General features: G+C 48.9%; 25 protein-coding genes, 1 tRNA gene and 1 pseudogene. 12 read left to right on the forward strand and 15 right to left on the reverse strand.

The window, feature by feature from the left end; translation table 11 throughout:
- Positions 1–131: 131 nt before the first annotated feature.
- Together ACX8ZY_RS17210 and ACX8ZY_RS17215 are read right to left on the reverse strand one after the other, a co-directional pair.
- Positions 132–455 (reverse strand): helix-turn-helix domain-containing protein, encoded by a 324-nt coding sequence (locus ACX8ZY_RS17210; RefSeq protein WP_033759758.1) that lies wholly within the window; start codon positions 453–455, stop codon positions 132–134.
- Positions 439–683: pseudogene (locus ACX8ZY_RS17215) on the reverse strand (type II toxin-antitoxin system RelE/ParE family toxin); the annotation flags it as partial. The pseudogene ACX8ZY_RS17215 and the gene ACX8ZY_RS17210, both read right to left, overlap by 17 nt.
- 203 nt (positions 684–886) lie before the next feature.
- Between ACX8ZY_RS17215 and ACX8ZY_RS17220 the strand changes: the two are divergent.
- From ACX8ZY_RS17220 to ACX8ZY_RS17250, 7 genes are all read left to right on the forward strand, one after another.
- On the forward strand, positions 887–1,939 hold the full coding sequence (locus ACX8ZY_RS17220; RefSeq protein WP_421665111.1) for a hypothetical protein: 1,053 nt from the start codon (positions 887–889) through the stop codon (positions 1,937–1,939).
- Positions 1,933–2,208 (forward strand): hypothetical protein, encoded by a 276-nt coding sequence (locus ACX8ZY_RS17225; protein ID WP_033759756.1) that lies wholly within the window; start codon positions 1,933–1,935, stop codon positions 2,206–2,208. The genes ACX8ZY_RS17220 and ACX8ZY_RS17225 overlap by 7 nt, the downstream gene beginning before the upstream one ends.
- A 184-nt stretch (positions 2,209–2,392) precedes the next feature.
- Entirely contained in the window at positions 2,393–2,626 is a 234-nt protein-coding gene (locus tag ACX8ZY_RS17230) for a hypothetical protein (protein ID WP_064690629.1), read from the forward strand.
- Positions 2,627–3,094: 468 nt separating this feature from the next.
- Positions 3,095–3,772: an N-acetyltransferase gene (locus tag ACX8ZY_RS17235; protein ID WP_069025770.1), complete on the forward strand. Its 678-nt coding sequence runs from the start codon at positions 3,095–3,097 to the stop codon at positions 3,770–3,772.
- 1 nt (position 3,773) lies between these two features.
- Positions 3,774–4,625, forward strand: a complete 852-nt coding sequence (locus ACX8ZY_RS17240; RefSeq protein ID WP_069025769.1) for an ImmA/IrrE family metallo-endopeptidase — start codon at positions 3,774–3,776, stop codon at positions 4,623–4,625.
- Positions 4,625–4,825 carry a hypothetical protein gene (locus tag ACX8ZY_RS17245; protein WP_459260409.1) on the forward strand — a complete coding sequence of 67 codons (201 nt, stop codon included), beginning with the start codon at positions 4,625–4,627 and terminating at the stop codon, positions 4,823–4,825. The genes ACX8ZY_RS17240 and ACX8ZY_RS17245 overlap by 1 nt, the downstream gene beginning before the upstream one ends.
- A gap of 57 nt (positions 4,826–4,882) precedes the next feature.
- Positions 4,883–5,731, forward strand: coding sequence for a beta family protein (locus ACX8ZY_RS17250; protein WP_459260411.1), 849 nt, complete (start codon positions 4,883–4,885; stop codon positions 5,729–5,731).
- Here ACX8ZY_RS17250 and ACX8ZY_RS17255 read toward each other — a convergent pair.
- The 9 genes from ACX8ZY_RS17255 to ACX8ZY_RS17295 all read right to left on the reverse strand — a co-directional run bounded on the left by ACX8ZY_RS17255 (position 5,708) and on the right by ACX8ZY_RS17295 (position 10,115).
- Positions 5,708–6,280 carry a sce7726 family protein gene (locus tag ACX8ZY_RS17255; protein WP_421665113.1) on the reverse strand — a complete coding sequence of 191 codons (573 nt, stop codon included), beginning with the start codon at positions 6,278–6,280 and terminating at the stop codon, positions 5,708–5,710. The genes ACX8ZY_RS17250 and ACX8ZY_RS17255 overlap by 24 nt on opposite strands.
- 380 nt (positions 6,281–6,660) lie before the next feature.
- On the reverse strand, positions 6,661–6,912 hold the full coding sequence (locus ACX8ZY_RS17260; protein ID WP_069025767.1) for an ogr/Delta-like zinc finger family protein: 252 nt from the start codon (positions 6,910–6,912) through the stop codon (positions 6,661–6,663).
- Positions 6,913–7,025: 113 nt separating this feature from the next.
- Positions 7,026–7,220 (reverse strand): hypothetical protein, encoded by a 195-nt coding sequence (locus ACX8ZY_RS17265; protein WP_237164942.1) that lies wholly within the window; start codon positions 7,218–7,220, stop codon positions 7,026–7,028.
- Complete coding sequence (locus tag ACX8ZY_RS17270; RefSeq protein WP_421665114.1) at positions 7,217–7,549, reverse strand: phage integrase central domain-containing protein; 333 nt, start codon at positions 7,547–7,549, stop codon at positions 7,217–7,219. The genes ACX8ZY_RS17265 and ACX8ZY_RS17270 overlap by 4 nt, the downstream gene beginning before the upstream one ends.
- Positions 7,491–7,679: an Arm DNA-binding domain-containing protein gene (locus ACX8ZY_RS17275; RefSeq protein ID WP_311977777.1), complete on the reverse strand. Its 189-nt coding sequence runs from the start codon at positions 7,677–7,679 to the stop codon at positions 7,491–7,493. The genes ACX8ZY_RS17270 and ACX8ZY_RS17275 overlap by 59 nt, the downstream gene beginning before the upstream one ends.
- A 241-nt stretch (positions 7,680–7,920) precedes the next feature.
- Positions 7,921–8,005, reverse strand: a tRNA-Leu gene (locus ACX8ZY_RS17280).
- Between the two features lie 216 nt (positions 8,006–8,221).
- Complete coding sequence (locus tag ACX8ZY_RS17285) at positions 8,222–9,253, reverse strand: DUF1176 domain-containing protein (protein WP_421665384.1); 1,032 nt, start codon at positions 9,251–9,253, stop codon at positions 8,222–8,224.
- Positions 9,254–9,402: 149 nt separating this feature from the next.
- Complete coding sequence (locus ACX8ZY_RS17290; protein WP_122889235.1) at positions 9,403–9,789, reverse strand: hypothetical protein; 387 nt, start codon at positions 9,787–9,789, stop codon at positions 9,403–9,405.
- Between the two features lie 29 nt (positions 9,790–9,818).
- Positions 9,819–10,115, reverse strand: coding sequence for a hypothetical protein (locus ACX8ZY_RS17295; protein WP_421665116.1), 297 nt, complete (start codon positions 10,113–10,115; stop codon positions 9,819–9,821).
- 541 nt (positions 10,116–10,656) lie between these two features.
- Here ACX8ZY_RS17295 and ACX8ZY_RS17300 point away from each other — a divergent pair.
- Together ACX8ZY_RS17300 and ACX8ZY_RS17305 are read left to right on the forward strand one after the other, a co-directional pair.
- The gene (locus ACX8ZY_RS17300) at positions 10,657–11,670 is read left to right on the forward strand and encodes an HNH endonuclease family protein (RefSeq protein WP_459260415.1); all 1,014 of its coding nucleotides are present in this window, start codon (positions 10,657–10,659) and stop codon (positions 11,668–11,670) included.
- Complete coding sequence (locus tag ACX8ZY_RS17305; RefSeq protein ID WP_421665118.1) at positions 11,667–12,335, forward strand: class I SAM-dependent methyltransferase; 669 nt, start codon at positions 11,667–11,669, stop codon at positions 12,333–12,335. The genes ACX8ZY_RS17300 and ACX8ZY_RS17305 overlap by 4 nt, the downstream gene beginning before the upstream one ends.
- Before the next feature lie 104 nt (positions 12,336–12,439).
- Here ACX8ZY_RS17305 and ACX8ZY_RS17310 read toward each other — a convergent pair whose 3' ends face one another.
- Both ACX8ZY_RS17310 and ACX8ZY_RS17315 read right to left on the reverse strand, forming a co-directional pair.
- Positions 12,440–13,435: a YsnF/AvaK domain-containing protein gene (locus tag ACX8ZY_RS17310; RefSeq protein ID WP_421665119.1), complete on the reverse strand. Its 996-nt coding sequence runs from the start codon at positions 13,433–13,435 to the stop codon at positions 12,440–12,442.
- A gap of 16 nt (positions 13,436–13,451) precedes the next feature.
- Positions 13,452–13,853, reverse strand: coding sequence for a DUF2382 domain-containing protein (locus tag ACX8ZY_RS17315; protein ID WP_010251609.1), 402 nt, complete (start codon positions 13,851–13,853; stop codon positions 13,452–13,454).
- Positions 13,854–14,397: 544 nt separating this feature from the next.
- On the opposite strand from ACX8ZY_RS17315, the gene ACX8ZY_RS17320 reads away from it, so the two are divergent.
- From ACX8ZY_RS17320 to ACX8ZY_RS17330, 3 genes are all read left to right on the forward strand, one after another.
- Complete coding sequence (locus tag ACX8ZY_RS17320; protein ID WP_010251612.1) at positions 14,398–14,907, forward strand: YjjA family protein; 510 nt, start codon at positions 14,398–14,400, stop codon at positions 14,905–14,907.
- Positions 14,908–15,038: 131 nt separating this feature from the next.
- Entirely contained in the window at positions 15,039–15,674 is a 636-nt protein-coding gene (locus ACX8ZY_RS17325; RefSeq protein WP_010251615.1) for a hypothetical protein, read from the forward strand.
- A 24-nt stretch (positions 15,675–15,698) separates the two neighbouring features.
- Positions 15,699–16,367 (forward strand): MarC family NAAT transporter, encoded by a 669-nt coding sequence (locus tag ACX8ZY_RS17330; RefSeq protein ID WP_010671772.1) that lies wholly within the window; start codon positions 15,699–15,701, stop codon positions 16,365–16,367.
- Positions 16,368–16,410: 43 nt separating this feature from the next.
- Here the strand turns inward: ACX8ZY_RS17330 and ACX8ZY_RS17335 are convergent, their stop codons facing one another.
- Together ACX8ZY_RS17335 and ACX8ZY_RS17340 are read right to left on the reverse strand one after the other, a co-directional pair.
- A complete protein-coding gene (locus ACX8ZY_RS17335; protein WP_010671773.1) occupies positions 16,411–17,673 on the reverse strand; it encodes a c-type cytochrome in 1,263 nt (420 codons plus the stop codon).
- A 4-nt stretch (positions 17,674–17,677) separates the two neighbouring features.
- Positions 17,678–19,447: a GMC family oxidoreductase gene (locus tag ACX8ZY_RS17340; RefSeq protein ID WP_421665120.1), complete on the reverse strand. Its 1,770-nt coding sequence runs from the start codon at positions 19,445–19,447 to the stop codon at positions 17,678–17,680.
- Positions 19,448–19,459: the final 12 nt, after the last annotated feature.

The raw sequence follows: 19,459 nt of genomic DNA on the forward strand, positions 1-19,459 counted from the left end.
AATTTTCCCGGCCTCAATTTTTCAGTGTAGGGCTTAAAGCTGATTTCTCTCAATTATCGAGGTTAAAATTGTTCTTTCTGCGCCGTGATTCAGTCAGGTTTCCATTTAATGCTGCAGCCAGTACAACTCACTCAAACCAATACCTTCAACCCATGCTTCTGCACTACGGTAAGCAATTTCAGCGATAATCCACCTGGACGCTTTACCCCACTTTCCCATTTCTGCACCGTTGACACACTGGTGTTCAGATAGCTGGCAAAAACGGGCTGGCTGACGTTCAGCTTCTCACGCAACGCCTTAATCTCGATGGGTTGCAGCTCATCCACATTGTTGAGGCACGCTTTATCAAAGTTGCGCATCGTTTCCTGCGGGATAGCATCGACGCTTAATAATCCAGAAGCCGCGCTGTGGATGGCCTCAAATGCAGGACTGTTAAATTTACTTTTTACAGTCACGGCAAATCTCCACCAGTTCTTTACTCTTAATCAGTGCCGTGATCTTTTCATCGCTAAGAGCAGCATAGTGCTTTGCTAACTCGCGAAATCCGGCCAGCTCGCGATTATCAATATTTGCCATATCCTGTTTGGCATAAAGGAACGTGTAAAACCAGTGCTCCCCACTTTTCACCAGGATAATGGCGCGATCGCGATTCTGGTTCAGCGCTTCTTGTAAACACCACCACCAGGATGATTGGTATTTTTCCTCTATAACCCCTCTGTCAGAGGTGCCAGACAATAATTTACATGTAGTCCCAAAATACCTTTTGATTAGTCGCCTGAATATCGCCAGACACTTCACTCTTCTTAAATGAAGGGATAGTCTTAAACCTCACTCAACATCGGTCGTTTTGTAAGCTGTGTTCAATGGTAGCGTTAATAGGGACATTATGCTTCATCACTATCAGGCAAAATCAGTGGATGATATCTACCTTGATGACTTTCCCTACATCATCCACCCGAATACGGCAGCGCGTTACCTTGAGGAAACCGCTCGGCCAAATAGAATCATCCGGGAGTGGGATTTACCGGGCAACTATGGTCTTTTTGTCAGCCGATATCGTCAGTTCCACTTTCAGCAGCCCTGGATGGCGTACCGGGACGTGCTGGATGACATTCGATCCGGGAAGGTTGTTTTACTGGGAAATGACGCAATTGGTCATGTCATAACGGGGGTGCAAACATCCTCTGGCAACCTCCGAAATGACCTGCCTTTGTTCCTACACTCCCGGCTTAGCTACTTGATCTCACATCAACTAAAACGCCCGGTATACTGCGTTCTTCCGTCAGCACCCATTCAACATGCTCAGGCTGCAAAAACCATCAACAGTAAAGCAGCGGGTCGGCTTCTGGCCGCTGGGGGTGTTTACAACGGCAATATTGAGGGATTCAGGAAGACCGCAGAGCAACTCGGCGGGGATGCACCAGCGGGTTACGAACAGGTCATGGATAACAAGGGGTTACTTATCACCGGTGCATCTGTTGCTGCCGGGCTAACAATGGGAAGAATGCGATTTCCTGAGTTAGAGAAACCAGAAGTATTCGGGGCTAAAGGCACATTTACGTCAAGAACATTTGACCCAGAAAAAGCAGGTGGGGCAATAGAGCACCTGACAACAGACGGAATAAAAATCACTCATGAAGGGATTCAAATCGTAGAAAAACACATATCACGGTTTGATCCCGATCCTGGCAACGACTTTATGGTTTCCAGATTGAAAAAAATTGCAAACGGTGAAATACCTCCTGAAAAAGTAGACTTGAATTACTATACTCATGAGTGTCGAGAATATCAGCGTTACTGTAATTTAGGTTGGGAAACAGGCAGGCCAGCCGATGACATTGAATCTTATGATTTATGGAACAACACGCACACTGCAACTCTCGAAGATTATAGAATAACTGGCGATGACCTTTATCATCCGGATGCCCCATCATGGTAAACAACACTGAACTAAACATTCTTAAGCTGTTAGCTTCAAGAAATGACGTAAATTGGAATTGGTATAATCTTGATCGCGCTATGTCAAAGCGAAAAATGGATGGAGTGGGTAATGTTGCACGGCTTATTAGGGGCTTATCCGAAGCGGGATTAGTTGACATAATACCAAGAACCCCAGCAGGTATGGATCACTATCAGATATCAGAGCAAGGCTCTCGACTTCTGGAAGAACTTGATCATCAAGATTTAATCCAGACCGATTTATCATAACAGTCGTTTCAGGAACCGCCTCAGAAGCTCTGTTGGCGGTTCAGCCATTCATTTTTGGTTAATGGCTTGATGAAGTATCTCGCCTTAAAACATTCCGGGAAGGCGTCATTCACACTTGGCATAATTTCTCATGATATCAAAGAAATACGTGTTAACCACTACAAAGCTCAACGTCCTGAAAATCATGGCAGAAAAAGACATAGACTGGACATGGATGATACTGGATCGCACCCTTGCTACACGGGGTATTCCCGGATTTAGCAATGTTGCGACGATAGTAACCAACCTGATGAACGATGGAATGGTAGATACTGTTTATAACGAGACCTCATCAAAACCAAGGTATCGCGTATCTGAGCAAGGACACCAGTTATTGGGGCAAATCGGCAAGGTTATAAACCCATCCGATATCCCATGATTTGTGGCTAATTATTATGGATACGAGACATCTCAGGCTTTGCTGTATGGACCTTCATATAACCATGGCTACGAAAAATCTTTCTTCCGGATCATGTGCAGGTAAAACCTTATCGAAACGGGATGGACCCCAAGATCTGCCTGCATCCATTACCTGATGGGGATTGAGGCAGGTTGATTCAGGCTTTGGAAGCATAGATCCCAGGCACAAAAAAGCCGCCCTTAAGCGACTTAAATTTACATACCTGGTGCGAAGGCCGGACCAACAAACTCTATTTAACCAATTGTATTTATATGGTTTTTTATAAAAAAAACAAAGTAATGCCCCCTTATTTGACCACCATCTAAATTTCTATGCCTTTATCAAAAAGCTGAAATATTTCTAATGAAACTGGCGAAGTCATTGACATAGCAGAAAAACAAGGTAAATATTCCTAAAATAACTTAAACCATGTTTTGAGGAAATTTTATGGATGAGGAATTACAACAACTTATAAAACTTAAGGTTCTCAGTAAGCCGCCAGAAGTTACTGTATCGACTGGTTTTGTACACAATAAATTAACTGGCTGCGATAATCCTTACAAGATTACATTAGGCTGGGATTTAATATCGGCTTATGAATGCGATAAACAATGGACCAGCTTCAGACTTCAAATAGCTGCTTTGTTAGCAACAATGTCAGAGCCAGATCGTCAGAAAGAGCTGCAAATGATTCCGAATGAGGACGGGCATTGGAAGTGGTTGGACAAATCAGCCTTACTGAAAAAAGATGAGTATAAATGGTTTTTCTTTAAGACGGACAATAGTATTGAAGCAGTCTGCCTGATATATCATCCAAAAAAATCAGTAAGTTCGAAAAAAGATGTTTTCTATATTGAATTTATAGCGGTGGCCCCATGGAATAGATATAACCCCTGCAGTGAAAAAAAGCACAAAAATATAGGCTCAATTCTTTTAAAAGAAATAATGAAATATTGCACTATTAAGTTAAATTTCGAAGCTGGTATGTGCTTACACTCCCTTCCTCAAGCTAAAAGCTTTTATGAGGAAAAGCTTGGAATGGTTCACTTTTCTGATGAAGATAAGGGGCCTTTATATTACTACGAAATGAATGATCATAAGTTCATAGAGTTTATGAGGGCTTAAAATGAAAGATGATTATGAAGAAACATTCTTAGGAAAATATAGTTCATCCGACTTCGGTAGCTTTTACCGAGAATATGAATCTTGCATTATAGATTTGAAAAATGCACCCTGTGAATTTAAAAAATTACTAAAAAAAGATATAAAAAACAACTTGAAAATAGACGACATTTTCCAGAGCCGCGATCAATTGGAAAATCACAGGAAGTTTTTCCGCAAGAATAATAAAGCTAATGATTACGTTACTGATTATTGGTTATCCAAAGTCAACAAAAAATCCAACATTATCAGGTTGTTCAATAACATAGAATTTAATGAATTTACTATTGAACAGGCATTTGATATCTTATCTGTTAATTTTACTACAGCATCATTCCTTGAGATGCCATATTTATTGCTTAAGTATGGAATTATACTTGTTTATGAAAAGTCAATCCCGGGCCTAAATGTGGATGGTGTCGTTTATAAAAACTCAAATGGGAATCCTGTCATTGCTCTTAGCATCAGACATAACAGACTAGACAATTTCTGGTTCACATTAGCGCATGAGATTTCTCATATAATTTTGCATTACGACCAACTCGACACAATAATTATTGATGATTTTGATAAGTTAGATGAAGAGCATATTGAATATGAAGCAAATAGATTAGCGGCTGATTTATTAATTCCTCGGGCGACATGGAGAAGTAGCCCTGTGAAGTCATCCTCAAAATCATATGATGTTATAAGTTATGCAACAGAAATAAATGTTCACCCTGCTATAATTGCAGGAAGAATCCGGCGAGAAACTAAGAACTATAAAATACTTACTGATATTATATTTAAAACGGATTTAAGAAAGGAGTTATTTTAATGGACAACTATATACCTTTTTTGAAATTTAAAGGAAGTGAAATCAGTGCAATTAAGGCACTGGAAAAAAAACACAAAGGCAACGAGTTTGTTCCGTTTTTTGATTTCCCAAGAAAAAAGCCAAAAAAATCAAGAAGACTGGATGCCCCGCTCCCAAGCACAAAAGATGAGCTTTTTGCCAAAGACATTGTTAGATTATAAAGAAAATTTGAGCTCAATTTATCTTTTCTAAAGAAATTCTATTTAGACAACTTTGACGTGGAAGACACAATTTCTTATAAAGGGCAATATACTTACAGGAGTATTATTCAAACATTTGGACCACTTGGTATGATACCGGTCATTGGTTTAGATCGCCATAGTGATCATTTACCTAGCATTCTTGATGGCCTACATAGTGGGAATTTAAAACCTGATCAAATAGCAATCAGGCTTACATTAGACGATTTTGAATCATATAAATTCTCCCAAAAAGAATTGCTAAATATACTTGATGCCGTCTTTCTTGAGTTTGAAAGCATTGAAATAATATTTGATTGCAGAATATGCCATTCAAATAGTGGGCACAATCTCGCCGTAATGATCACTGATTTCATAAATGAATTACGAAAAGAAATTTATGAAATCTCTAAATTTATTATTAGCGGCTCATCTATACCAGCATCAATTAAAGATTTGATAGAACCAAGATCTGAGAAAGACATCAGTCGTGAAGAATTGGTTATTTTTCAAAAAATGCTTTTAATTACACCTCAAGCTCAAATAAGTAAGTTATATTTTGGGGATTATACTTGCGTCAGTCCTGACTATTCAGACGTCGAACTTTTTGACGAGGATATGGATAATGTTACTACTGCAAAAATAATATACCCATATAAAAACAACCTCCTAGTTATACGTGGAGGCAGATTTAAAAGTGACAGAAAACAAATCAAAGACCTCGCAACTAAATTAGTCAACAAGAGCCATATTTATCGTGGCGATGTTTATTCAAATGGAGATAAATATATACATAATCAATCTAATGGAATTGGCAGTGCTGCAACTGCAGCATCCATCGTTCCACATTTGATAAACTTACACTTAACTTACATGCTTAATAAATGAACTTTGCCGTAATATAAGCGCAGAGCTGATTTTTTCACTCAGCTCTTTTTTACCCATCTCCTCTGCCAATATAAAACCAATATTTTCTCTCGTCATGTCTCTTCTCTTAAGAAGAATTTCCATTTCGGATAAAATCCCAAGCATTTCTTCCTTCCATAAAGTCTGCACAGCAATTTTTTTATCAAAAAATGGGTTGCTAAGTGCTTTCCTTAAGTAATAAAGGATTATTTTACCTGCAACTTCCTTTGCAATTATTATCCCCCAAAAACTTGGGGTATGCTTTAGAGCTTTTCTGCCATGTTTTTCTGTTGTAACCAATGTTATCTTTCTAAAAGCAGCATTATAATATTTCCCCTGAGTTTTTAAACGTTCAATTTTGTCTCCCTCACCTTTAATTTCAAAACAATGGCTTTCTCTATATATAGCCACTACGTCTGCAATTGCATTTCCATTACTGACAGACAGCTCATGTATGATACGCTGGGGCCGATTCTTTTTATTTATTAGTGATCTTACTAGTGTCTCTCGTATCGCCCTATCATTAAGCATTTTAATTTACCTTTTCTTAAGTAGAACCATTATACAATCTATCTATATAAATTAATATCAAGCTCCACTTGTTTTACTGATTGAGCACCGCATAAGTATTATGGGCTCTATACCCTGTGTAAAGCTATAAGCCATAGCGCGCAATGCTATCCCCGCCACGCCTGCCCGCTTTATGCATCACTTTTCATGCAGGTGCATGCTACGGGCCTGGCCGCGCCCGGCATGGCCTGAACGAGGCAAAGCGGCGCATGATTTTGCATGCAGATCCATGCACGCTATGCATGCATTGCTCTCAACAAGGCGGCTGACCAGAAAAAGTGCATCAGAAAGACAAAGCATAGGCATAAAAAAGCCGCTGGCCGGGCAGCGGCTGTGCGGGATTAATGAACCTGGCGGAATGCAGAACCGTAACGTCCCAGCGTCTGACATTCTCTTACCGTTTCCGGCGGTGCTTCCGGTATGTTTTCCGGCTGTGGCGGTGCGGTAATGACCTTTGTGATGCTCTCATTCGTCTTGAAAGTGCATGAGCAGCCCAGGTTAGTGCACTGATGATAACGCTCTTTCACCTGTTCGGACATATAGCGGCTCGATTTGGTGTGCGCTGCACTTTTGCAGTAAGGGCAGTGCATCATTTCTGGCTGCCCTCCTGAAGCTTTGCACGCTACTCCCGGATTGATTCAGCCAGCTTATGGCGACGCATAGGATGGCGGTAAAGCTCCATATCAATACCCGTTAACGGCAGGCGCTACAGACCAATATTCTCCAATAGCGGAGCCTCTTCCATTACGCTGTCCGGCAGGGCCGCCGCTGCTTGCGTCAGTGCTTCACCAACCTGATAAGCCACGTCTTTAATCCGGTCCCGGTCGTCTCCGGCAAACGTCGGGGAAAGTTCTTCACGACGGATACGCAGTTTAATAGCACACAGCGGCGACGGACTCACGTTGCGCAGGGCTGACTGCCAGTGAGCATCTGCAAGTCCGGTAGACGGGAGGCCACATCCAGCCGACCGCTTTGCTCTACTTCACGCAAAGGATGCAATAGATCCCGTGTCGTTAAGTCGGCGATGTTCCGCTTTCCGATAGCTGGAAGTATGTTGCGCTCCATATCCCGCCATACTCTCTCTGCATGGCCTACCGACCAGTGTTTGTTACTCGCATGCCAGTCGCGAGCCACTTTCTCAAAAGTGTTAAGCGTAGCCTGCTCTTGTTGTTTAATTTCTTCTTTTGGCATTGGGGCTGATGCCATAGGCAAGCAGAAGGCGGATTTCATCGCGTTTTTCGCGCGCTTTAGCCAGCGTGATCAGGGGATATGTACCGCGTGCAGCTCTGCTCTCTTTGCCTTCATAGCGATATTTAAGATACCAGCGTTTGGATCCGCTTGGTTTGATGAGATCATATATCCCAAGACCATCAGTGAGCTTGTATTTTTTTCGCGAGGCTTTGCGGTACGGGCCGCGAAGTCAGTTATAGCTATTATAGGAGGGTCAAAAGTTTATCGAAGCGAAGTGCCCCTATCTTGACCACCCCCAACGATGCTGGATGTCAACGGATATACCCGGACGAATTTGGACCAAAAAAAAAGCCTTTCGGCTTTAATTTTATGGGCTTACTGACTGCCCAAAACGTTCTCGTATCTCTTGCTGGTGCCGAAGGCCGGAATCGAACCGGCACGCCTCGCGGCGGTTGATTTTGAATCAACTGCGTCTACCGATTTCGCCACTTCGGCACTGAAGGGTATGCGGAAAACGTTGAGGATTATACCGTTACCCCCTGTTTCCGCAACCCTTATCGGCAGGCTAAGGTGCAACTGCTGAAAAAAACGTCTTTCGGGTTCTCAGCGACGCTGCGTGACATCCTTGTCAGAAATTCTTCACTCACCCTCGCCCGCCCCGCCGTAAAGCAGTCGCTTCAGCCATCATGTTTCACTGGCACATCAAAAGCTCTAACCCGAAACAGGCTTCACGTCCGTTACCAGAGTTGGCAGATCCCAGGTGCCGCCCGCATGGATATAACGACACATACCGGTCCCGCCGTCATAGCTTTTGCGGAAAGACTGGCCGTCCCACACCCAGCTTTCCTGGCTCATACAGTCACCGATCCCCCGGCCTTTCTGCACATTGGTAATCTCGCCCTTGTCATAATCCGACCCGGAAATCGTCACCAGCTCCGGCGTGCCTTTGAGCTGGTTATCAATGACCCAGTAGCCATATCCTTCGTTATAAGCGGCACGCCAGCAGAGCGCCGAAAGCAAAGCGTGTGTGTCGTCCAGTGGCGTAAGAGTGAGTCCGTCAGTTTCCGGATCGCTGTTTTCTGCAGGTGAATACAGGCTGTCGCACGTGTCATCGTCATTATGATTGACCGTTGCAAGCAGTCGGGTTTTCAGCGCGTCCATTTCTGGTGCGGTCAGCAAACGGGGTTCGCCACTGAGGGTTTTAGCCGCCTGAATAACCGGTGCGGGCACAGCCTTAGCCACGCTGCTTTCCGGTTTACTGCCCTTTTTGGTGAGCGCGCCTGGCGTGCCGATACGGCCCTGCACGTCGTCCGCTTTCAGCAGCACGGCATAAGCGCCCTCGCCGGAAAGCAGGAACGGCTTTGTGCCGCCTTTAAATTCGACTTTACCGCTGCCTTTGACGGCGCTGATTACCGCATCGGTCTGGCTGGCAGACAGCCGCCAGTTGTCATCAGCCGCCACCAGATCGCCAGCTGATTTTCCGTTGATCCACAGCGTCAACTTTTCCGCCGGTTTGCTGTCATCTTCGGTGTCGCCCAGCGTCACCTCTCCCACTGTCTCCGTTCCAGGTCCAGCGGCACGGGTGAGCAGGATGGAGCCGGATGGATCCTCTTCTTTGGCATAACCCGCAATGCGGCAGGTCAGGGTGTTATCACAGACAACTTCCCAGTCTTTGTGCTCAAGCGTTTTTCCGCTCTGGGCGGCCTGAGCCGACAGGGAGAACGCCGCCAGCACGAAAAGCATTGGTTTACAGTTCACTTTATTCCCTCAGGTTGTATTTCTGATATCAACACAGGTATCACTCTTTCACCATCGGTGTGAGGGAACCCAAAGCCATTGTTAATCGCCGCCAGGCTTTGAAAAAAGGCTACGCTCCGTCCTGGACGATGCGCCTATCGGGTAACTCTCTCTGTTTTGTTAAGCGCTTCAACCAGCACGCTGTGCAACTGGCCGACAGAGAGATCGCGGACAACAGGCGCAGGAATACCGCGCAGACGTCTGCAAAGATAAACAATGCCAAAAAAATCGATGCCTTCACTATGGAAAAGATATTCGTTTTCTTTCAGAAAGAACGCCTTCCTGAAACCACCTTCTTCTGCAGAAAAGCTCACGCCGAAAACTTTTTCGGCCTCCTCCAGCAATTCAACACCATCATCGCCGGTAATCCCCAGATCCTTTTCCAGCCAGGTGTTTTCATCGATTATTTCACGTCTGCATCCTGCAAAATCGCGGACAAAAGCGATAACGTCCGCCATTGAGGGTTCCATATCATTGCTCATGCTAAAGCGCTCCGCGCCATCCTGTCATTTTACAGTCGCCCCAGGGTCATTTCCTGCACCTCAGCCGCTGGATTGGCCTCTTTCACGGCGGCAAGAAAACCGGCAAAATCCCGATTAAAAAGGGTGTAGTTGTTCAGGACTCTGAACTCCCTTCCGGTTTTATAAGCTCCGGTAACGTAACGAACCAACCATACCCGGCGACTGCTGACTTCAGTTCCGGTAACTTTTATCCTGATAATATTTTCCAGCGGAACTTTGCAAAGCGTTTCGCCTTCACGCTGCTGATACAGGAAGTCGCTGTCATAGTAATAATCTTCCGTATTCATGCCCAATTTTTACAATATCGGAGTGTTAGCCGATATCTTTTTCATCTCGCCAGGAGAAGGAGGGAGCCCTTTTTTAAAGGGCAAAGGCTTGAAGCAATACCAGATGAGCAAAATGAAGAAAGCTAACGACAGCAGTGAGAAAATAAAATAAACAAACTGATGCATTTAAATGACCCGACCTGTTCGGATAGCTCCTGATTATATCGAAGAAGATATGACGCCGTTATCCGTTTTTACCGCACTGCCCGATCATCTTTCAGTGCAGTACGATCTGTCTGACGAGTGCCAGTTCCAGACAGCGCTGCGCACCTGCCGCACAACTGAGTTGCCTGAATAAATCCGGCTATGGCCCAACGTTTTAGCCTGAGAATCCTCCCTCTACTTACCTCTCACGCTGATGTTGTCTTGATTGTCTTACAGCGCCTGTTCGCCCTTAGAAACGCCCAACTCCTCCCCACCTTTACGATTTACATTTACCTGCATTTGTTATGTGATCCTGTTACGTGATTTTTTCGAGCTGTCTCGCAAAACAGGATCCTGCATGCGCTTTTACCAGGCCGATCCCCGCCTTGAAAACTACTGGCGCGGCGTTATCCTTTTTGGCAAAAACGTCGCGTCCTATAAGTTTGCTCTTGCCCATGCGCTGTACGACCTGAAGCAGCCGGACAACGATTTAATTACGCTGGAAGCGCTGGCCGTGCCTTTTGTGCGGCATTTATGTGCCCACCTGCGTCATGCGCCAAAGCAGATCACCAGTAAAAGCAGCGAATTTCTGGAGGCATGCAGACAATTCAACGCAGGCGAAATCAGCGAAGAACAGTTAATTGCTATTACCGTCAAACGCGGGTTCGCTAACGTCATCGATGCTTTTCATAATGTGAATCACGCCGAGATCGACAAACGCTTTTTCCTGGATGAACGGCGAAGCCATAAAGGCATTAGGCTTACGGATAACTTTTATCAGCTGACGGAAAACGAACAGTTTGCCAGTCTGAAAGCGGAAACGGATGCCAGATGGCGGCTGGTAGAAGAAGCCTGGGCGATGAACGTTTCACGCAACCTGATTGCGGTTGATTATGACGATAATGACAAGATGCTTTTCAGCCGCCAGAGCGGTCGCCGCGTCACCATTACCAGCTGCCGCAGCAGCCTGAACGGCTACCAGAAAGGCCGGTGCTTTTACTGCTTTCGCGCCATTGGCGTGACGGGTGGCGAAGAGAACCTGGCGGATGTCGATCACTTTCTGCCACTGATGCTCAGCGAGCAAATCGGCAACCTTAACGGTGTCTGGAATCTGGTGCTGGCCTGCCAGACCTGTAATCGCGGCGCCCAGGGTAAGTTTGCGCGTATCCCTTCGATAAAACTTTTGCAGCGACTGCATGATCGAAACGAATACTTTATTAACAGTCATCTGCCACTGCGGGAGACGTTAATCCGCCAGACCGGCGGAACGCCGATACTGCGGCATAGTTTCCTGCAAAACAGCTGGGATACGGCAAAATTTTCCCTGCTCCACGAGTGGCAGCCAACGGCACAGGGAGACAGCCTGTTTTGAACAACGAAGATTATTACCGGCAGAACGCTCAGCGGTTTTTTACCGATACGGCCAGCGTGGATATGTCTGCGCTTTACCCGCCTTTTATTGACTGCCTGCCGCCGGGCGCTCGCATTCTTGATGCAGGCTGTGGTTCAGGTCGTGACGTTAAAGTCTTCAGCGAAATGGGTTTTATCGTCGAAGCCTTTGATGCCTCGGCGGAGCTGGTTGCGCTGGCCCGCCAGTTATCCGGAAAGGCTGTAATGCAGATGCGCTTTCAGGATGTGGATGCGGTTGAAAGATATGACGGTATCTGGTGCTGCGCCTCGCTGCTGCATGTTTCCAAAGCTGAACTACCCGGCGTCATGACAAAACTGGCCATGGCGCTGAAGCCTGGCGGCGTAGGGTATCTCTCTTTTAAATATGGCCGCGGCGAACGGGAAAAGGACGGGCGCAGATTTACGGATATGGATAGGGCTGGGTTACTGAAACTGGTAGATGGGGTAAATACACTCGGCGGTGACATTCTGGCTACAAATAAGATAGGGATAAAAAGAGAGGCTGGCACTAAGAACATAGCGGTAAATAGATTCGCTCTTAAAGCAGAAACAATCTGGCAGACCGGTGATGTACGTGCGGGACGCGGCGACGAAGTCTGGCTGAATGCGATTATCAGGAAAAAATAACGCAAAAGAGCCAACCTCTCGGTTGGCCCCTTCTTGCATCTTGCATGCTCAGCATCGGGCATCAGTGGTGCCCATTAGCGCCTGTTGTTGTCAGGATAAGCGCCTCAATGCGAGTGATCGTGCAGTTTGTTCCCGACCTTATCCTTCACTTCGCTGGCTTTTTCACTCACCTTCTCAGTCAGGCTCTCTTTGTGGTCACGGTTATGTGCACCTGGTGACTGCGTGCCTGCTGCGGCGGTCGCAGGTTTTACCCCTGCGATCGTACCCGGCAGTTCGCGCTCCAGACCACCTCGTGCATGGTCGATATCCACTTCCTGACGACGCACCGTGTCGTTAATGGTCTCGGTACGATCGCTGCCGTCGGTACGCACCACCACTTCTTCTTTCACGTGGGTCGTTTTGTTGATTACCGGCTGCTCATGGGTCTCAGCGACCTCGACGGTTTTCTCGGACCAGTCCACTTCACCAGCCAGCGCGGGTTCATTCACCGAACGGCGGAAGATGTCAGCGTGCTGCTCATGCAGCGAGATATCTTCAGATACGGTATCGGTCACGGTATAGCGGCGTACGCGGGTGGAACCTTCGCTCACCAGACGTTTACCCACTTCAACCTGCTCTTCGGCCAGACGCAGAATGTCAGCTTCGCTCTCATCACCGGTCAGTGAGGTGCGTCGCGGTTCAACCTGTCGGTCGTTGGTCTCACCAGCAAACTGCTTGCCTGCCGTCGTCGGGTTGATGCCCGGCGCGGTGGTGCCATTCTCAACCGAGCTTTGCATACGTGACGGAACGTCCACCGAGTCATGAGAATGGAGAATGGTCATGGCGCGAGCCAGCTTCTCCTCCTCGGTGCGGATGGTCAGCACGACGCCGCCCTTGTCCATCGCTCTGGTGTAAACATCGGCCTGCTCTTTATCAACGGAGTGACCAAACAGACGCTGCCAGATGCTGGGATGGCGGATAGAGTGTCCTTCCTCCTGCAAACGTTCTCCACTGATAAGACTGATGTCCCGATCAGAAAAGCCTGCTTTCACGAGATTTCTTTTCGCGGCCTCTGCCTGAATTGCAGAATCGAACAGTGTTACGATTTTTTCATGTGCCATGATAGGTTCCTCTCTGTTAGCTAATTTGATCGTCATCTCTTTCAACGTTCACCTGCTGCTCACGTCGGGTCACCACTTCCTGAAAAGGAACATTCTCCTGCACTTTTCGGATGTGGATCTCTTCTTTAAGCACCAGCTTTCTGACGATTTGGATTTCTTCCTCTACTACCGGGACAATCAGTACACCGTTCTCTTCCCTGATTTCGGGCATCGTTTCAACGGGTTGCGCTTTCGCTACATGCTCAACCTCAACCTTCTCCCGGTTAAGCAGTGTACTGATGACCTCGTCATGCTCAGTTGTGGAACGGGTAACACGGACATGTCCATCCACAATCTTTTGCTTCGTCAGGGCTATTTGCTCTTCAGCGAGTTTAAGCGTGACCTCTGCATTATTATTGTGCTCTGGCTGTCCAGCCATAATATCGCTCCCGTTAAATTAAATATCTGCCACAACTGCCTGACACAGTGATTAAGCATGAACACTCTGGCTGATTTCGCAAGCCGGAATAATAAAAAATTCCGCCAACTCAATTTAATTACGGCACAAAAAACCGCATCAAAAAACAGCAACCTGGCTTAAATCACCGCTACGCTAAAAATAAAAAATAACTAAAATACATGAAGTTATATTAAGCTGATTTCGTAGGTAAATATTACCAGACCAGACGCAAGCGCTTAGAAAGCACGCTATAAGCAAAGCGGTAACTTTAATTTAAACCAGGACAATTCCTGATAAAAGTGGTGAGGATATTAAATAATGTTTCCGCGGGATGTGCTTATTACAGCCTTCAGTTAATCACTTCACAGAATAATAACACCCACAAGCATCTGAATATTTTATCGCTCTTATTACAGAAGATTCCCAAAGTGCTATTTAAGACGCTTTTTATAAAAGGAAGTCAGGAACTTTCTGCCCGTCAGCCTTTCTTAGGAAAACTGAATAAGCACATACCGAGGTTGAAATGAAGCAAGCACAACGCAGTGCGTGGGGATGGGGACTGGCGGCACTTCTGGTCGCAGGCAGTGCATCAGCGGCAAGCTGGCAGGATCAGCTGAGCAGTGCAGCATCGCAGCTCAGCCAGCAGAACAACGGCAGCACCACCGGCACCACACAGCAGAATGGCGGCATGTCGCTTTCTACCATTACCAGCATGCTGGGCGGCGGCGATAAAGCGGTCAGCGCCAACAGCATGACCAACGCCGCTGGTGTGATGCAGTACTGCGTCGAACACAACGTGGTGAAAAACAATGTGCAGTCGGTAAAAGATCAGGTGCTGAGCAAGCTCGGTCTGAACACCACCACCGCGCAGGAACAGAAAACCGATTACACCCAGGGCGTGGCCGGTCTGCTGAATACCGGTAACGGCCAGCAGTTGAATCTGCAAAGCCTGAGCAACTCGCCGATGGGTGAGAAGCTGAAAACCAAAGCCTGTGACGTAGTGCTGAAGCAGGGCAAAAACTTTATCTCCTGATCTCCTTCCCTTCTCTCTCCCCTCTCTGCTCTGAGGGGAGCGTTAAACGCCCCCATGCTGTGATGCCTGACATTCCCTTAACCTGGGGTTGAGCGCTATAGTGTTGTTTTGATTTCTACAGGACAGCACGCATGAAAGGCATCAACATCGCACTTTACTTCGACCCCGATCAGATTCAGGCCTGCGTTCACGAACAGGACGACAGCTATGTCACCAAAAAATTCGAGTATGACGATGGCGTGATTGAAGAGATCTACCAGTGGCTGGAGCAGTACGAACCCAAACGTACCCACATCTGCGTGATTGAAAACGAAACTGCCGAGCTGCTGGCGGATGAGCTGGTCGACAGCGGCTTTCGCGTCCATCAGGTCACCATGCATCAGCTGCTGAGCTGGTTCGCCACCGAGCCCCCCTCCACGCCAGACGGCACGCCGATGCGCGCCATGCTGCGTTTCCTGGAAGATGAACATCCGCGTGAATATGAGTCGCGCACGCCGCAGACCGAAGCGCTGATGGAGATGTTCGACGAGCTGGACGCGCTGGAGATGGTGGATGACGCCGACGACGAAGACGCGCTGCCAGGCGATCTGTTGCGCGCCATGAAGAAGCACAAAATCACCGCCAGCGCCGCGGCCCAGCGTCTGCTGCCGGACATCAATGAGCGTATCCGCGAGCATCTGATGCAGTATCCCGAACTGATGACGCCTGAAATCCTGCAGGACTTCTTCCCGGAACTGCTTGAGGCGCTGGAGCGTCCTAAGCACTAATCACCACGGAAAAGGCGATTTGTCATGCTGGAGTTAATTAAAGCAGTCAGCCTGGGGCTGGTGGTGATCCTGCCGCTCGCCAATCCACTCACCACCGTGGCGCTGTTCCTGGGGCTGGCGGGTGAGATGAACTTCCAGGAGCGCAACCGACAGGCGCGCCAGGCTTCAATCTATGTCTTCGCCATCATGATGGTGGCGTGGTATGCGGGCAGCGCGGTGCTGAATACCTTCGGCATCTCCATTCCTGGCCTGCGCATGGCGGGCGGCCTGATCGTCGCTTTTATCGGTTTTCGGATGCTGTTTCCGGCTAAACCTGCCGGCCATTCTGTCGAAGCAAAGCAGAAACTGGATGAGCTGGATGAAGCCAAAGAGCCGGTGAATATCGCCTTTGTGCCGCTGGCGATGCCGAGTACGGCGGGGCCGGGTACCATTGCGATGATCATCTCCTCTGCCTCGACGGTAAGAAGCGGCGTCGACTTTCCGGCCTGGGTCATCACCGTCGCGCCAGTGCTGATCTTCCTGCTGGTGAGTCTGATCCTGTGGATTTCACTGCGCAGCTCGGGTGCCATCATGAAGCTGGTGGGTAAAAGCGGCATTGAGGCGATATCGCGCCTGATGGGATTTTTACTGGTCTGTATGGGCGTGCAGTTTATCATTAACGGCGTGCTGGAAGTGGTGCGCACCTTTCACTAATCCGGGATTTCCCCTCTCCGAACGGGCAGAGGGGAAAACTCGATTACTTCAGCGTTTTACGCACTTCAGCAACCTGATCTTTGCTCACCGCTGGCGCGGTGTTGCTCCAGCCCTGGCGAATAAAGGTCGCCAGCTGCGCCACCTCTTCATCACTCAGACGCTGACCAAAGCCTGGCATCGCCAGTTTCGACGGGGCCTTCGCGGTGGAAGGTTGCTGTGCGCCGGCCAGGATGGTGTGGATCAGACCGGTTGGATCCTTGGCATTGACGATCGTCGCCTGATCCAGCTCCGGGAAGATCCCCGGGGCGCCTTTGCCGGTCACGAAGTGACAGGCACCGCAGTTATCCAGATAGAGACGCTCGCCTTCGCTCAGGTTCTTCGCGGCAGTGAGTTTCGCTTCCGTTGCCTGCTGCGCCTGCACGTTGTACGCCTGCAATGGCGGGTTGCCGCCCAGGAACTTCAGGTAGGCCGCGATGGCTTTCAGATCGGCGTCGGTCATGTGTGAGCTACTGTGCTCAATCACCGAGGTCATCTCGCCACCCACCGCCGCTTTATCGTTACGGCCGGTCTGCAGGTAGTCCACCACTTCCTGCTCGCTCCAGCGCGGCAGGCCACGCAGTGACGGCACATCCCAGTTGTTCAGGCTGCCGCCTGCCAGGAATTTATCGTCACCGCTATCCAGCGCTTTCTCGTTCATGCCCAGACCGCGCGGCGTATGACAGCTGCCGCAGTGGCCCAGACTCTCCACGATATAGGCACCGCGATTAACTTCTTCAGAAGCGCCACCAATCGGCTGGAACGGCTTATCCGAGGCGAACGCCCAGTTCCAGAAACGCATGCCCCAGCGCTGGCTGAACGGGAAGCTCAGATCGGTTTCCGGCGGCTGTTCTGCGCTTGGCTGCACGCCTTTCATGAAGTAGACGTAAAGCGCGTGGATGTCGGCATCACTGATTTTGGCGTAATCAGGATAAGGCATCGCCGGATAGAGATGCGAACCGTCCGGTAATACCCCTTTGCGCACCGCGTCAGAGAACTGCTGCTCGCTGTAGTTGCCGATGCCGTGCTGCTTATCGGGCGTGATGTTGGTGGAGAAGATGGTGCCAAGGTTCGACTCAATCGCCAGCCCGCCCGAATAGTCAGGCTTACCAGGCAGGGAGTGGCACGCCATGCAGTCGCCCAGCCGCGAGAGATATTCGCCCTGCTTAATCAGTTGCGCTTCATCTTCGGCGTGAACCGGCAGCGCAAATCCGCTGGCTAACAGCACCGCGTTGGCAAAGATAAAAGATTTCAGTTTCAGCTTATTCATGCGCTTATGCCTGTACCAGTGGGCCGGGATTTTTCAGATACTGATCTTTGATCGCCTGTGCCGCCATCAGGGTGATCGCACCGATGGTATCGGTCGGGTTCGCCTGGAAGTTCTGCGGGAAAGCGTTGCCGCCCGGCACAAAGACGTTATGCACGTCCCAGCTCTGCAGATACTTGTTCAGCGCCGAGGTTTTCGGGTTATCGCCCATCACGGCCCCGCCCACGTTGTGGGTAGAGACATATTTGGTCAGATCGAAATCCGCGCCCATTGGCAGGAAGCTCATGCTCATGCTGTCAGGGTTCAGCTCTTTCGCGATATTGCCGACGATGCCTTTCAGGTGCTGCTGCAGCTTCAGCTCATTCTCTTTCCAGTTGAAGGTCATGCGCAGCAGTGGCAGGCCACGGTGATCGTTGTAGTTCGGATCGAGATCCAGATAGATATCGCGGTAAGACTGACAGGTGGTGGTGATGCTGATCTTCATTGAATGACCGTACCACTCCTCCAGACCTTCCTTGTATCCCATGCCCCAGGTCGGCGTGCCTTTTGGCAGCGAGGTGCTGATCGGCGTACCGGTCGCCTGTGAGCTGTGGATCTTCGCGCCGCCGAGGAAGCCGAGTGATGGGCCGTCGAAGTTGCCTGGCGAGATATCGTTAAACATCTGGCCGGTCGCGCCCGCCGTCGCATACGGATTGAAGTTTTTATCTTTAAAGAACAGCGTCGCGCCGCCGTTGGACAGGAACGCGTAGTTACGCCCTACCACACCCTCTTCGGTAATCGGGTTGTAAGGCTTGCCGATGCCGGAGAGCAGCATCAGACGCACGTTGTAGAGCTGGAAGCTGCTCAGCACCACGATTTTCGCTGGCTGGAAGCACTCGTTGCCCTGTGCATCGATGTAGATCACGCCTTTCGCGGTTTTCTTATCATCGTTCAGCACGACCTTGATCACTTCCGCATTCACTTCATAGGAGAAGTTCGGCATACGCTTCAGTGAATCCATTACGGCGGTCTGCGGCGACGCTTTGGAATAGTTCAGGCAGGGATATTTACTGCAGTAGCCGCAGTAGTTGCACGGCGCGATCTGGTTGCCGTACGGGTTTTTCCACGCACGCGACACGCAGGCCGACGGGTTCGGGAACGGATGGTAACCGAGTTTGGTCGCCACCTCTTTGAACATCACGTTGTTCAGCGTGTCATCCAGCGCAGGCAGCGGATAAGGCTCAGAACGCGGGCCTTCAAACGGATCGCCGCCTTCCAGAATTTTGCCGCGCAGGTTGCCGGTGTTGCCCGACTGGCCGCAAATCAGTTCGAATTTATAGTAGTAAGGTTCGATCTCTTCCCAGCTGAACGGGAAGTCCATCACCCGCATATCATCCTGCAGAATGCCCGGCTTGTAAGCCTCGTCGACATAGGTCTTCAGTTTGATATCGGTTGGTGTCGGACGGATCAGTACCGCCGTCCAGTGCAGACCGGAACCGCCTACGCCGGTGCCCGGAGCAAACGCACCCCATTTACGGGTTGGCAATGCCGTCTGGCTGCTGTTGTAGCGGACGGTGACCGCCACTTCGGCGGGGGTGGCAAACACTTTATTGCGCACCGCATAGGCGTATTCATCCGCCGGTTTCGGGTAGGCGAACTCGTCATAATCGCGATCGCCGCCGCGCTCAAGGGCGCGCACATCCAGACCTGCCAGTGCCAGCTCGATGCTCATCAGCGAGCCTGCCCAGCCGAGGCCGCAGACCACGACGTCGACTTCTTTTTTAGTAACCTGTGCCATGATAATCCTGTT

The sequence above is a fragment of the Pantoea sp. XAF26B01_ASV70 genome (genome assembly GCF_054512635.1).